The 14,141-nt window shown below is 51.7% G+C and carries 13 protein-coding genes; all 13 read right to left on the bottom strand.

The annotated features are described in order from the left end of the window. Position 1: 1 nt before the first annotated feature. The 13 genes from MKZ15_RS10105 to fliM are packed head-to-tail and all read right to left on the bottom strand — an operon-like array spanning position 2 to position 14,107. Positions 2 to 2,080, bottom strand: a complete 2,079-nt coding sequence (locus MKZ15_RS10105) for a chemotaxis protein CheA (RefSeq protein WP_213621725.1) — start codon at positions 2,078 to 2,080, stop codon at positions 2 to 4. Positions 2,081 to 2,108: 28 nt separating this feature from the next. Then, positions 2,109 to 3,584: a chemotaxis-specific protein-glutamate methyltransferase CheB gene (gene cheB, locus MKZ15_RS10100; protein ID WP_339821700.1), complete on the bottom strand. Its 1,476-nt coding sequence runs from the start codon at positions 3,582 to 3,584 to the stop codon at positions 2,109 to 2,111. A 28-nt stretch (positions 3,585 to 3,612) separates the two neighbouring features. Then, the gene (locus MKZ15_RS10095; RefSeq protein ID WP_155607306.1) at positions 3,613 to 4,500 is read right to left on the bottom strand and encodes a MinD/ParA family protein; all 888 of its coding nucleotides are present in this window, start codon (positions 4,498 to 4,500) and stop codon (positions 3,613 to 3,615) included. Then, positions 4,497 to 5,912, bottom strand: a complete 1,416-nt coding sequence (gene flhF / locus MKZ15_RS10090) for a flagellar biosynthesis protein FlhF (protein ID WP_339821696.1) — start codon at positions 5,910 to 5,912, stop codon at positions 4,497 to 4,499. Before flhF ends, MKZ15_RS10095 begins: the two co-directional genes overlap by 4 nt. After that, positions 5,909 to 7,945: a flagellar biosynthesis protein FlhA gene (gene flhA / locus MKZ15_RS10085; RefSeq protein ID WP_193415221.1), complete on the bottom strand. Its 2,037-nt coding sequence runs from the start codon at positions 7,943 to 7,945 to the stop codon at positions 5,909 to 5,911. Before flhA ends, flhF begins: the two co-directional genes overlap by 4 nt. A gap of 21 nt (positions 7,946 to 7,966) precedes the next feature. Then, a complete protein-coding gene (gene flhB / locus MKZ15_RS10080; protein ID WP_193415220.1) occupies positions 7,967 to 9,058 on the bottom strand; it encodes a flagellar biosynthesis protein FlhB in 1,092 nt (363 codons plus the stop codon). 14 nt (positions 9,059 to 9,072) lie between these two features. Beyond that, positions 9,073 to 9,861: a flagellar biosynthetic protein FliR gene (fliR, locus tag MKZ15_RS10075; RefSeq protein WP_193415219.1), complete on the bottom strand. Its 789-nt coding sequence runs from the start codon at positions 9,859 to 9,861 to the stop codon at positions 9,073 to 9,075. 12 nt (positions 9,862 to 9,873) lie between these two features. Further along, the gene (gene fliQ / locus MKZ15_RS10070) at positions 9,874 to 10,143 is read right to left on the bottom strand and encodes a flagellar biosynthesis protein FliQ (protein WP_059045330.1); all 270 of its coding nucleotides are present in this window, start codon (positions 10,141 to 10,143) and stop codon (positions 9,874 to 9,876) included. Between the two features lie 38 nt (positions 10,144 to 10,181). Further along, positions 10,182 to 10,949 (bottom strand): flagellar type III secretion system pore protein FliP, encoded by a 768-nt coding sequence (gene fliP, locus MKZ15_RS10065; RefSeq protein WP_193415218.1) that lies wholly within the window; start codon positions 10,947 to 10,949, stop codon positions 10,182 to 10,184. Beyond that, the gene (locus MKZ15_RS10060; protein ID WP_213621728.1) at positions 10,946 to 11,485 is read right to left on the bottom strand and encodes a flagellar biosynthetic protein FliO; all 540 of its coding nucleotides are present in this window, start codon (positions 11,483 to 11,485) and stop codon (positions 10,946 to 10,948) included. The genes fliP and MKZ15_RS10060 overlap by 4 nt, the downstream gene beginning before the upstream one ends. Before the next feature lie 8 nt (positions 11,486 to 11,493). Beyond that, positions 11,494 to 11,859, bottom strand: coding sequence for a response regulator (locus tag MKZ15_RS10055; RefSeq protein ID WP_009223016.1), 366 nt, complete (start codon positions 11,857 to 11,859; stop codon positions 11,494 to 11,496). A gap of 27 nt (positions 11,860 to 11,886) precedes the next feature. Beyond that, positions 11,887 to 13,119 carry a flagellar motor switch phosphatase FliY gene (gene fliY, locus MKZ15_RS10050; RefSeq protein ID WP_193415217.1) on the bottom strand — a complete coding sequence of 411 codons (1,233 nt, stop codon included), beginning with the start codon at positions 13,117 to 13,119 and terminating at the stop codon, positions 11,887 to 11,889. Then, positions 13,106 to 14,107, bottom strand: coding sequence for a flagellar motor switch protein FliM (gene fliM, locus MKZ15_RS10045; protein WP_193415216.1), 1,002 nt, complete (start codon positions 14,105 to 14,107; stop codon positions 13,106 to 13,108). The genes fliY and fliM overlap by 14 nt, the downstream gene beginning before the upstream one ends. Positions 14,108 to 14,141 lie beyond the last annotated feature (34 nt).

Below are 14,141 nucleotides of genomic sequence, written 5' to 3'. Positions count from 1 at the left end.
CTTATTTAATGAAAGCATTCGGATCGATGATGAGTGCAACTTGGCCGTCGCCCAAAATCGTTGCTCCGGCAACCCCTTGCACCGATGGCAGGTACTTACCGAGATTCTTAATAACGATTTCGCTTTGACCGATGAAATCTTCTACCGTTAAGGCAGCCAACCGATCGCCTTTGCGAATGACGACGATTTCCGTTTCCTCTTCGTCGTTCTCGGAGAAGCCTGGAATGTCAAACAACTTGGCGAGCGACATCAAAGGAATATGCGTATCGCGATAAGCCACCATCGTATAGCCGTGGACTTCCCGAACTTGGTCGCGTCGGATTAAGCCGGTTTCGACGATCGAGGACAACGGAATCGCATATTTTTCTGTCCCAACCTTGATCAGCATCGCCGAAATGATCGATAAGGTCAGCGGGAGTTGAACCGAGAACTTCGTACCTGAGCCTAACTTCGATTCGACAGAAACGACACCGCTTAAGGATTCGATTTTGGATTTGACGACGTCAAGTCCAACGCCACGACCGGAAATATCGGAGATGACCTCCGCCGTACTAAAGCCCGGAGCGAACAACAACATAAACACCTGCTCGTCCGTCATCGAGGCGGCTTCGCTTTCTTTCACGACGCCATTTTTGAGCGCCTTTTGCAGAACCTTGCTACGATCGATGCCGTGTCCGTCATCTTCGATTTCGATAAACACGTGATTGCCGCTGTGGAAAGCGCGAAGCTGAACCGTTCCGGTTTCCGGCTTACCTGCAGCAATTCGTTCTTCCGTAGATTCCACCCCGTGGTCCACCGCATTCCGAAGTAAATGCACCAAGGGATCGCCGATCTCGTCGATGACCGTGCGATCCATCTCCGTTTCCGCACCAACGATCTGAAGGTCGATCTTCTTGTCGAGCGATTTTGCCAAATCGCGAACCATCCGCGGGAAGCGGTTGAACACGGTATCGACCGGCACCATCCGCAGTTTCAATACGATGTTCTGCAAATCGCTGCCGACACGACTCATATGCTCGACCGTTTCCGTCAAATCGCCGCGTTTCACTTCGTCGGCTAGCTGCTCTAATCGAGCACGGTCAATCAACAACTCGCTCAGCAGGTTCATCAGTACGTCCAGGCGATCGATATCGACCCGGATCGTCCGGGAAGGAGCTGAGGATCCCCCTGCAGGGCGGGCATTATTCTTCGCCTCAGCAGACGCAGTCGGTTTGGCTGGTGCCTCTTTGCTTGGAGAAGGGGTAGGCGCAGGGGCTGCGGCCTCCGCAGTCGCGGCCGTCTCCTTCACACCGGAAGTGAGCTGCGCCAAGGTCTCATGGTCCAGCGGGGCAACCTGGGCGGAATCGATTTCCGACAGATTTAGGATCATGCTTTGGATCTCGGCAGCCTCTTTTTGCGTTATGTAATAAAGAGAGAAGCTGCGTTCGAATTTTTCTTGCTCGATATCTTGAACGGATGGCGAAGATTTCACGATTTCCCCGTATCTTTCCAGGAGGTCGAAGACGAGGTAAGCGCGTGCTGCCTTCAATTGGCAATCTTCCCGAATCGCCACATCGATGTACATCACTTTATGTCCTTCCGTAATGGACTGCTCCAATACGGAGAATTGATATTGATCCAGCTGGATGGCCGATGGGCCGGAAGCAGCTGTCCCCGTCGCTGCTGGCTTGCTCGCAGCGGAGCTTCCGCCTCCTGCGAAGTCCCCGCGCACGATCGATTGCAGCGAAGCGACGATCTCGCTTACGTCTGCTTTCCCTTCGCCGCCTTGGGTAATGTCCTGCACCATCATTTGCAAGGCATCCAGACTCTTGAACAGGGTATCGAAAATAAACTCCTGCATTTTCAGCTTTTCGTTCCGGACCAGGTCAAGCACGTTTTCCATCTGGTGCGTGAGCGATGACAAATCCTCGAAGCCCATTGTCGCCGCCATGCCTTTCAGCGTATGGGCCGACCGGAAAATCACCTGAACGATGCTGATATCGTCAGGGTTGCTCTCCAGCTCCAGCATTTTTTCGTTTAATGATTGCAAATGATCGTTCGACTCATCGATAAACATGGATAGATACTGATTCATGTCCATGGTGAGGCACCTCCTCCAAGAGATTCCGTTATTTCACAACTTGTACAAGCTTGGGGCCGATTTCGTATAGCGGTAATACATGACTGACGCATTTCTGTTCGATTGCCGAGCGCGGCATTCCGAATACGACGCAGGTCTCTTCGCTCTCGGCAATGGTGGAAGTCACGCCAGCGTCATACAGCCGCTTCATGGCTTTCGCCCCGTCGCTGCCCATCCCGGTTAGCAGTACGATATGACGTTTTAGCGCTTGCAGCGGGAGCAGCGATTCATACAAGACGTCCACCGAAGGTCGATGTCCGTTGCAGGGTTCGGTTCTCGTCAGATGGACGCGGTAACCGCCCGCAGAACCAGGCACAACGTTCAGATGGAAACCTCCCGGAGCAATGTATGCCGTACCACTCTGCAATTCCTGGCCTTCCTCAGCCTCAACGACGTTCAATTCACATAAGCTGTTGAGTCGTTGAGCGAGCGACTTGGTGAAGTTCGGCGGCATATGCTGCACGATGACGATGGGGGACGGAAAGTCGCCCGGAATTTTCTCCAAGACCGCTTTCAGCGCCTTGGGGCCGCCGGTAGATGTACCGATCGCAACCAGATCGGTGAACCCTGCCGGAGAGCGGCGGAGCTCTGGCCGCCCTCTGGCGGCAGCGCCGCCCGCCGTTTCACGGGCGGCGGCCACTTCCGCCGCCGCAGAAGCCGGCGTCGGCGTGGCCTGCCGGGCCGGCGGGGCGGCTTTCGCCCCGCCGACCGGCGATGGCGCGGGCCGCGTCGCTGGCCGCGCGCGCTCCGCCGGCGCCTTCGCAGGGCGCCGGCTTGGGGCCTCCCGGCCGACGCTTGGCGCGGCCGGGTTCGCTGCGGGCAGCCTCGGCTCTGGACGAGGCTGCCCCGCGAGCGGCTGGCGCGCCGCGGCGGAGCCGCCGCTGGCAAGCGCTCGCCCAGCGGGCGGCGCCGGAGTAGCGGCCGCCGCGCTGCCAGGGCCGGAAGCCTCCGCGCCTTGTGCCGGCGGCCTCGGCTCGCCAAGGCCCACTTGCGGCAGCTTGCCTGCCGAAGGCGGCACCGGCGCGCTCGTCTGCGCCGCTGTCCAGGCGTCGCGTCGCGCTTTCGCCTGCATCGCAGCGTGGATCTGCTCGCGCAGCTCGCGTCCCACCTGCTCGATGTCATGCGAACTTGTGGTTGCCGATGGCTTGCGAATGAAGTCGAAAGCGCCTAGTTCCAGCGCCATGATCGTCTCTCGCATGCCCTGCTCGTTAATGCCGGACAACATGATCACCGGCAGCGGATGCTCCTTCATAATAACCTTAAGCGCATCCAGGCCGTTCATTTCCGGCATTTCCACATCCATGGTCACCAAATCCGGCTGGATCCGCGCGATCTGTTCAATCGCTTCGCGTCCGTTTTTCGCCGTCGCCTGAACCTGAAAGGCCTCTTCTTGTTCGATGAGATCCGAGATGATCTTACGCATAAACGCCGAATCGTCTACCACCATCACTCGATAAGTCATCAACGTTCCACCCCTGTTCCTTCACGAAGAATCATTTTGCTAGTTTTAACCATTTATGCATAAATCCCTTGATTCCCGATAAAGTATCCCTCGACTTGGTTTGCGGAACATTCAGATAATCCAAAGCCAAGCGTTGAATGTCTCGCGCTGCCGAGCAACCGGGGAAAGCGATGGAGAAAGGAACCTGTTTTTTGACCGCCTGCATCACATGGGTATCATCGCTGAGATAGCCAAGCGTGGGGATATCCATGTCGAGGAAACGCCCCGCGACCAGTGAAATCTTATCGGCGACCTGTTTGGCTTCATGCTCCCCCGAGACCCGGTTAATGACCAACCGAAACGGTACATCCGCCTCCATTCCGTGTACGACCTTGATTAATGCATAGGCGTCGGTGATCGAGGTCGGCTCCGGTGTCGTAACGACCAGACATTCATCGGCCGCAGTGATGAACTTTAGCGTTTCCTTAGATAATCCTGCTCCGGTATCAAAGAGGATGAAATCCATCTCCTCAGAAATCATCTCGATCTGCGAAGTGAAATAATTGAGATCCCCTTCGGAGAGGGAGAACAAATCGGCAAGTCCCGAGCCCCCCGCAATAAAAGGTAAAGCATGCGAGCCCAGTTCCACGATCTCGGTGATGTCCTTTTCCCCCTTCAGTAGGTGGTACAGGTTATACCTCGGTCTGACGCCCATCAAAACGTCGATATTCGCCATTCCGATATCCGCGTCGAAAAGCAGCACCTTACGTCCTAAAGACTTTAAGGCCAAGGCAAAATTCAACGTGAAGTTGGATTTGCCTACACCGCCCTTGCCGCTGCTCACGGTCAAAATTCGGGCTGATCCTTTGCGGAACTTTGACTCCGCTGGGCCTACATGTGACGATACCAGTTGTCTGAGTGCTTGGGCCTGGTCGCTCATGGCTTCCATTCTCCCAGCAAAATATCAACCAACTGTTTCCCATCTGCCTGAAGCAGATCATCCGGTACATTTTGACCGTTGGTCAGGAATGACAACTTCAGAGGGTACTCATTTAACAGATTATAAATCGAGCCTACCGTTTCCGTTTCATCTAGCTTCGTAAAAATCACCTTATCCAAGTTGTATTTGCTAAAATGCTCGGTGATTCGCTTCATATCCTGTGTTTTGGAGGTCAAGCTGAGAACGAGATACGTCTCGCTGGCATCCGACGGAGCAAGCAAACTATGCAGCTCTGCCACGAACAGCTCATTCAGATAATTCCTCCCTGCGGTGTCCATCAGGATGAGGTCGCAGTGTTCTAACCGTTGCATCGCGCGCTGCACATCCCCGGGAGATTGGACAATCTCAAGTGGAACGTTCAGGATGGAGGCATAGGTTCGCAACTGTTCGATTGCCGAAATTCGATAAGTATCTGCAGTGATGAACCCAACCTTCTTGTGCAATCGAAAGATTTGATCGGCTGCCAGCTTGGCGATGGTTGTCGTTTTTCCTACTCCGGTAGGTCCTGCAATGTAAACGATCCTCGTGTTATCGCCAATCCCCATCCCAATACGGTCATTCAGGAAGCTGCTGACAATGGCTCGCAGTTTGGTTCTCATCTCTTCGCCGCTTAAAGTTTTGCCGGAGCTTAGCCAGTCCTCATAGATCTCTTCGATCCATTTCTCTGTAAGCTCCGAACTCACTTCCTGGTTCATGAGCTGCTGTTGAAAGGAATGCAAGCTCGGCGGCATTTCTCGGCCATCGCCTTGCTTCTTAGCCAGCTGACTGATCCACATCTTCATTTGCCGAATTTCTTCGAGCAAGCGCTCTTCCTTGGCGGAATCTTGGAAAGGTAACGCTGAGGTGGATTCCTGATCGGCTGCACTTTGAAGCGCAGCCTCCAACCGAGCCGATGCTGAGCTCGGCGCTGTGTCTACCGATGCTTGGCGTATTTCCGGTCTAACCGATTGCGGCTTTACGATAGGAGGAATCGGGGTGATGATTGGCTCCTCCCTTTCTTGCAAACCGATCGCCGTCAAAGCGGAGGATGCTGCCGCAACTTGCGGGGAAGCGGTCGACTGTACCAATTGCGACGTTTTGCGATAAGCCTCCGGTACGGTTTGGCGAGCGACCGGAGCAGGTCCCGGCGGCTTTGCCGGAGTCACCGGCATGGCCGGTTTTCCTCTCTGCGCAGGTGCTGCATTCCCCTCGGTAGCGGCGATCACCTCGATCTTCTTCTTCTGGAACATGCCGAGGAAACCGCCAATCTTCATCTCTTTCGTACTCAAGATGACGGCATCCGCTCCTAGTTCGCTGCGGATTTTCAACATGGCGTCAGGCATTGTGTCAACGATATATCGTTTGACTCTCATAAATTCACCACCCCGACACTTTGAATTTCAACATTCGGTTCCAACTCACTGTAGGATAATACCGGAATGTCCTGCATACTCCGCTCGATAACTTGCCGCAAATACATCCGGATTGTCGGCGAGGTGAGCAGGATCGGCTGATGGCCCGTTTGCACTAAACGGTTGATTTGCTCTGTCAGCTTCTGGAATACCGTTTGCGTTGATGCCGGATCCAGCGCCAAATAACTGCCTTGTTCCGTCTGCTGTACGCTCTCGGCGATCTTCTTCTCCAGGGTAGGTCCTACGGTAATGACCCGCATCGTTTCGCCCGGCTGGGTAAACTGTTGCGTAATTTGTCGGGAGAGTGCCTGTCTGACATATTCGGTCAGTACTTCCGGATCCTTGGTGTATGTTCCGTAATCCGCCAGCGTTTCGAAAATCGTCACCATATCGCGAATCGAAATCTTCTCTTTCAACAATTTAGCCAGTACCTTCTGCACGTCACCGATCGACAGTACCGATGGGATTAACTCGTCGACAAGCACGGCATAGTTCTCCTTGAGATTGTCGACCAGGGCTTTGGTCTCTTGACGGCCGAGCAGCTCATGCGCATGCTTCTTGATCAATTCCGTCAAATGGGTGGCCACCACGGATGGCGGATCAACCACGGTGTAACCGGACAATTCCGCCCGATCCTTAGTCGCTTCGTCGATCCATAGAGCCGGAAGACCAAACGCAGGTTCGCGGGTCTCGATACCTGTTATCGTATCGTCATCCATCCCGGGACTCATAGCCAAATAGTGATTAAGTAGTAATTCACCGCCGCCTACGACATTTCCTTTAATTTTGATGACATATTCGTTCGGTTTTAGTTGAATATTGTCGCGAATTCGGATGACGGGAACGACCAAACCTAATTCAAGCGCACATTGGCGCCGAATCATAATGATTCGGTCGAGCAAATCCCCGCCCTGCCCGGTATCGGCCAGCGGAATAAGTCCGTATCCGAATTCGAACTCGATGGGATCAACCTGCAGCAGATTGATGACGCTCTCGGGACTGCGCACCTCTTCGATTTGTTGCTCCTCCTCTTGTTGCTCCTGCTCGATTTGCCGGCGGTCCATATTTTTCTGCATCTTAAGGGCCGCAAAAACCATTAATCCGGCGAATGGATAAGTCGTCCATATCCCGATCGGCGTAAACGTCCCTAGCAGGGCGATCGTCCCGGCTACGATATAGAGCAGCTTCGGATAGGTAAACAGTTGACCCGTAATATCATCCGCCAAGTTCCCTTCAGAGGAAGCGCGCGTCACGATCAACCCGGCCGCCGTGGAAATCAGCAATGCCGGGATCTGGCTGACCAAGCCATCCCCGATCGTCAAGAGCGAGTAAGTCGAAAGCGCATCGGGAAAGCTCATGCCGTGAATCGTCATCCCGATGATAAAGCCCCCGATCAGGTTGATCAGGAGGATGATGATACTCGCGATCGCATCCCCTTTAACGAATTTACTCGCACCGTCCATGGCGCCGTAAAAATCCGCTTCCCGCTCGATCTTGCTGCGGCGCTCACGTGCTTGTTGCTCGTTAATGAGCCCTGCGTTCAAATCGGCATCGATACTCATTTGTTTCCCTGGCATCGCATCCAGTGTAAACCGCGCCGCAACCTCGGCCACGCGTTCCGAGCCTTTGGTAATGACGATAAACTGAACGACCACGAGAATCAGGAAGACGACAAAACCGACAACGGGTTCCCCGTGGGAAACCCATGAACCGAAGGTGGCCACCACGTGGCCGGCTTTGGCCTGTCCCAGAATCAACTTGGTAGTCGACACGTTTAGCGCCAAACGGAATAAAGTCGTGATGAGCAGCATTGCCGGAAAGATGGAAAACTGCAGTGCTTCCTTGGTGTTCATCGAAACAAGCAAAATGATCAGCGCTAACGAAATATTAATGATCAGCAAAATATCCAGCAGCCAAGTCGGGATCGGAACGATCATCAGCAAGACGATGCCAATTATGCCAACAAGAATAAATAGGTCCTTAAATTTCTTCACGTTAGTTCCCCTCCGATCCCATTATGATTTGGCTCTGCCTTTTATTCGGTATACATAAGCCAACACTTCGGCGACAGCTTGAAACAAATCCGCGGGGATCGTATCCCCGATTTCGGTTCGTTGAAACAACGCCCGTGCCAGCGGCTTGTTTTCCATCGTAATCACGCCATGTTCCTTGGCGATTTCTTTAATGCGGAGGGCAACGTAGTCTTGCCCTTTGGCGATGACTTGCGGGGCATCCATTTCAGACCCGTCATACTTTAGAGCGACCGCAAAGTGGGTAGGGTTGGTAATAATGACGTCGGCTTTCGGCACTTCCTGCATCATCCGTTGCAGAGCCATTCGCCGTTGACGTTCCCGAATTTTCCCCTTGATAATCGGATCGCCTTCCATTTTCTTGTATTCATCTTTGATGTCTTGTTTGGACATCTTCAAGCTCTTCTCATGCTCATATCGCTGATACATGTAATCCAGGGCCGCGAGCACAATCAAGGCCGCCGCAATTTTGATCCCCAAATTCATCGTTAGCTGGGCCGCGAAATGAAAAGTATCATCCACCGGTAAATGCCCCAGCGCAGAAAGACTTCCTCGATACCCCCAAATCGTCGAGTAAACGAGATAACCTATAATCAGCAACTTAAAGAGGGTCTTGAGAAATTGTACCAATGACCGCATGGAAAAAATGTTCTTAAATCCTTTGATCGGATCCAGTTTGCTAAACTTCATTTTGAGCGGTTCTCCGATAAACAGGAAACCGATCTGTGCGTAGTTGGCAACGATCGCCACCACCACGACGACCAAGAAGATTGGAGCCAGCAACAATAGCACTTGAACCGTGTAATCCCCCATCATGGTCATCACGTTGGTTTGCGTCACTTCCATCGACAATCGGTTATAGAACACGTCGACGAACAGGCTGACCAACCGTTCCTTGATATAACCGCCGAATGCTGTCAGACATAAGAAGCCCGCCATCAATAGCAAGGCCCCGGTCAATTCCTGGCTTTTGGCCACTTGACCTTTCTTACGGGCGTCCTGACGTTTTTTCGGAGTCGCTTTTTCCGTCTTTTCACCGGCGAACAGCTGCAGATCAAGCGAATACCGATATGACATAGCGATCCTCCATCCTACTTCGGCCTTTGTCCGATCGCACCGAGCAGATCATGCAGCGCACGGAACAACACCTCGAACAAAGATTGAAACGCAACGATAAAGCCAGGTACAAGCACCAACAGAACAAGTAAACCAACAATGATCTTTACCGGAATGCCAATGACAAAAATGTTAAATTGCGGAGCCGTTCGAGCCAAAAAACCTAATGCCACGTCGGTGACGAATAAGGCGACGATAAGCGGAGCCGACATTTGGAATGCCAACAAAAACGCCTGGCTGAAGGTTTGCACGAGAAATTCGGCCAAATCCCCGTTGTAGATTTGCTGAAACAGATCATTAGACAACGGAATCCAGTTATAACTTCGTATGACCGCATCCAGCAAATAATGATGTCCGTTCATGCTGAGGAACATCAACGTAGCTATGATGTACTTCAGGTTCCCTAGAACAGGCGCCGCCGCTCCGGTCATGGGATCGATCACGTTCGCGATCCCGAAACCGATTTGTATGTCGATGAAGGATCCGGCCATTTGAATGACCGAAAAGATCAGATTCGCGACATATCCCATCAGCAGACCGACCAACACCTCACGCAAAATAAACAACACATACCCCAAATCGTTAGGTAACGCTTGATTCGGGCCAATCGTCAACAGAATGACAACCGCAATCATCCCTGAGAAGCCTACCTTAAATGTATTCGGCACCGTTCGAGAAGAAAATATCGGCGAAACTACAAAAAAGGCTGTCATTCGACAAAAAATAAGCATAAAAGTAGAAATTCCGTGCAATAAAGTATCCATCATTGCGGTAACCTAACCGATATAACTAGATAGGTTATTTAGAATCCCATAGGTGAAGTCCACCAGCGTCGTCAAAATCCAAGGACCAAACAACAGCAAAGCGACTAAAACCGCAACGATTTTGGGAACGAAGGCAAGCGTTTGCTCCTGGATTTGGGTCGTTGCCTGAAAAATACTCACCAAGAGCCCCACCACTAGACCGATCAACAGCATCGGCGCGCTGACCTTCAACACGGTATAAACGGCTTGTCCGGCCAAACCGATAATAAATTCCGAACTCATTACCGCTGTTCTCCTTCCCTGAACCCATACCCTTATTCCTAGGTATTAAAGCTGACCAACAGTGATTTGACGATCAAATACCATCCATCCACTAGCACGAACAGTAAGATCTTGAACGGCAGTGAGATCATAACCGGAGGCAGCATCATCATCCCCATCGCCATGAGCACGCTGGATACAACAATATCGATGATTAGAAACGGGATAAAAATCATAAAGCCCATTTGAAACGCCGTTTTCAGTTCGCTGATCGCAAAGGCGGGCACCATAACCGAAATTGGAATGTCCTCGTAGCTTTTGGGCTTTTCCATTTTCGTATAGCCCATAAACAGCTGAAGATCTTTGGTTCTCGTATGCGAGTACATGAACTTCTTCATAGGAACCGCTGCTTTGTCCAAAGCTTCGGATTGGGTAATTTCCCCTTTGATATAAGGCTGAACCGCGACCTCGTTGACGGTAGAGAGCGTTGGGCTCATTACAAATAACGTCAAGAACAAAGCAAGTCCAATCAGCACCTGGTTCGGAGGCATCTGCTGTGTTCCCAAGGAGGTGCGGACAAACCCCAAAACGACGACGATTCGGGTAAAGCTTGTCATTAGCACTAAGATCGCAGGTGCGATGCTCAGTACCGTGATCATTAAGATGATCGACAATGAACTCGTCCCTGACGCCCCGCCCGAGCCTGAATTCCCGATTTGAATCCCGATATTCGGAATCGGATCAACCGGTTCAGCCGATGCGATGGAGACCGCGAGTAGGCTCCATATCGTCAACATCAAGCTGACAATCAACAATTTTCTCTTCATGAATCCCTCGACCGATCTGTAGATTGTTCTTCCGGATCCTGCAATAGTTCCTCCATTTGCCGTTTCCGGTCCGGCATCTTCCGTAATTGCGATTGAAACACCTCATGGAAAGCGACTCCGTCTAGCTCTTCTTCCTCTCGAGGCGGTTCTTTGCGAAAACGGGAGATCAAGCCGGATAAGGTCGACGACAATCCGGCAAATTCCGTTCCTTCTTCTGCGAAGGCATTCACCAGCAAGGCTACCTCGTCCGGCCCGGATATTTTGTCCACCAGGGAAATATCCTCACCGACACCGACAAGATAGATACTCCCCCCGAGTTCAATCACTTGCAGGGATTTGTTCGGTCCGAGGCCAATGGCCCCCAAAGTACGAATCGCACGACTCTGGGATAAATACCGGTTCCTTTTGCCAAGAAAGCGGACCAGTAAGACGATTAAAGCAATGATTAGGCCCAGAACTACGATGACGGTAAACAAGTTCCCCCAAAGGTTGACATCCCCAGAATTAAACGGGGGAGACTCCTGCGGATTATTCATCGCTTAGCTTACACCCCAAGCGTTTTGTTGATCGCTTCGATTACTCGGTCGGATTGGAAAGGCTTCACGATAAAGTCTTTTGCTCCGGCTTGAATCGCATCGATAACCATCGCTTGTTGTCCCATCGCGGAGCACATGATCACTTTCGCGTTCGGGTCCAGCTTCTTAATCTCTTTCAACGCGGCAATACCGTCCATCTCAGGCATCGTAATGTCCATCGTGATCAGATCCGGGTGAAGCTCTTTGAATTTCTCGATGGCTTGTGCGCCGTCTTGTGCTTCACCTACGACTTCAAACCCGTTTTTTGTCAAAATATCACGGATCATCATTCTCATAAATGCTGCGTCGTCTACGATAAGAATTCGGTTAGCCATTGATATAAAATCCTCCCTAAACTTCTACTATTGTAATTTTTGAATGCGGTCCCACTGGCTTACGATATCCGTGACGCGTACGCCGAAGTTTTCATCAATGACGACAACCTCGCCCTTAGCGATCAGTTTGTTATTCACAAGAATATCCACGGGCTCACCGGCGAGCTTGTCCAACTCGATTATGGAGCCTTGGGATAACTCCAGGATATCTTTAATTTGCCGTTGGGTCCTCCCTAATTCTACGGTGACTTTAAGGGGTATGTCCATCAGTAAGTTTAAATTATTTTCATCCACATGACCAAAGGATGGATTTCCCAGATTAGCGAACTGTACAGGCTGTACATTCAAATTACGTCCCGGGGCTGCACCATAATGATGCGGCTCGCCGTAAGGCTGACCTTGAGGCGGATATCCATAAGGCGCCGGTTGCCCATAGCCATATCCATCTTGCATCGGCGGCTGTTGCATCGGCGGCTGCTGCATGGGTTGGGACGGCTGTTGGTAAACCGGTGCCTGCGGTGCTGGCTCAGCATGCGGCGCGGCGGCGGCAGCACTTTCCATGGCGCCTGTATTGGGTTCTGATGCCGACCCACTGATCAAGCTGTCCACCATCTCCTTAGCAAACTTAACCGTAAGCAGTTGCATGATGGTGGAATCGATCAAATCCCCGATCGTTAAACGGAAGGAGATTTTAATGAGCGGATCCGCCTCTGGCAAGCTGCTCAGCCCATGCCCGTCAGACATATTCAGGATATCGATGCCGGGCGGTGAGATATTGACAAACCGGTTAAAAATCGTTGACATCGACGTCGCCGATGAACCCATCATTTGGTTCATGGCTTCCTGTACGGCACTAATATGGATTTCGTTCAATTCTCCCTCTTCGGGATTCCCTTCTCCGCCGAGCATCAGGTCCGCAATGACCTGGGCATCTCTCGTCTTGATGACCAACGAGTTCATCCCTTCAAATCCGTCCACATATTCAACATGGATGGCCACATGCGGTTTTGGAAACTCGGCTTCAAATTGGGCCCGCGTAATGACGGAGACTTTTGGCGTCGTGATGTCCACCTTTTTATTCAACAGAGTGGAAAGCGCCGTAGCCGCACTGCCAAACGTGATGTTCCCGATTTCTCCCAGTGCGTCCTGCTCCAAAGGCGTCAGTACGTCGTTTATGGTCGGCTCTTGAGCCGTATCTTGATTGGCTTGTTTTAGTAAAGCGTCTATCTCTTCCTGGGACAAGTAATCATTGCTCGTCAAGTTCCTCAACTCCTTCGCTGACAATTTCATCGATTTGGATCGCAATCCTATCTTTGATCGTTCCGGGGCTACCGATATACTTCAACCTGTCCCCCACACGGATTTGCAGTCCATCTTGAACGGGTTTGTTCAATGAGATCACGTCACCGACGGATAATCCCAGGAACTCGCGGATGGTGATCTGAGATTCACCCAGCTCCGCAATGATCGGCAGCTTGGCTTTGTTCACCCGATTTCGCAGCGCATCGACTTCTTCAGGTGCACGCGATTTCTTCTGGGAGACAAACCAATGGTGAACCGAAAGTTTAGGCATGATCGGTTCGATCACGACATGCGGTATACATAGGTTAATCATGCCTGACGTATCTCCGATTTTGGTGCTTAGCGAAATCAATGCGATTGTCTCGTTCGGCGATACGATTTGCATAAATTGAGGATTGGTTTCCAGCCCCTCCATCCGCGGATTAATATCCACGATCGTCCTCCAGGCTTCCTGCAAGCTCTCAAAGGCACGGCTGAAAATCCGCTCCATAATGATCGTTTCGATCTCTGTTAGCGTTCCAATCTTCGAAGGTGCCGCTCCGAGGCCTCCCAATAGCCGGTCCAGCATGGCAAAAGCGACGTTGGGATGCACTTCCAGCACCATTCTTCCTTCAAGCGGCTCCGCTTCAAAAATGTTCAAGATCGTCATTTTCGGGATGGAGCGGATAAACTCGTCATAGGGTAGCTGCTCTACCTGAACGACGTTAATTTGTACAAACGTGCGCAACTGAGCTGAAAAATAGGTGGTGAGATAACGGGCAAAGTTCTCATGTATCCGGGTCAAGCTCCGAATATGATCTTTGGAAAATCTCACCGCTCTCTTAAAATCATAAGAGCGGATCTTCTTCTGCGTCTCTTCCTTTTTCAGTTCCTCGGCGTCCATTTCGCCCGACGATAACGCAGCAAGCAGCGCATCGATCTCGTTCTGCGACAACACATCAACCAAACATCTCACCCCCTTAGAAAAATCCGTATTCGTT

This window comes from Paenibacillus sp. FSL R7-0216, assembly GCF_037969915.1.
GTDB classification, from domain to species: domain Bacteria; phylum Bacillota; class Bacilli; order Paenibacillales; family Paenibacillaceae; genus Fontibacillus; species Fontibacillus rhizolycopersici.
Note: the sequence above shows the minus strand (reverse complement) of the source record. Positions and strands in the feature narration are given on the sequence as shown.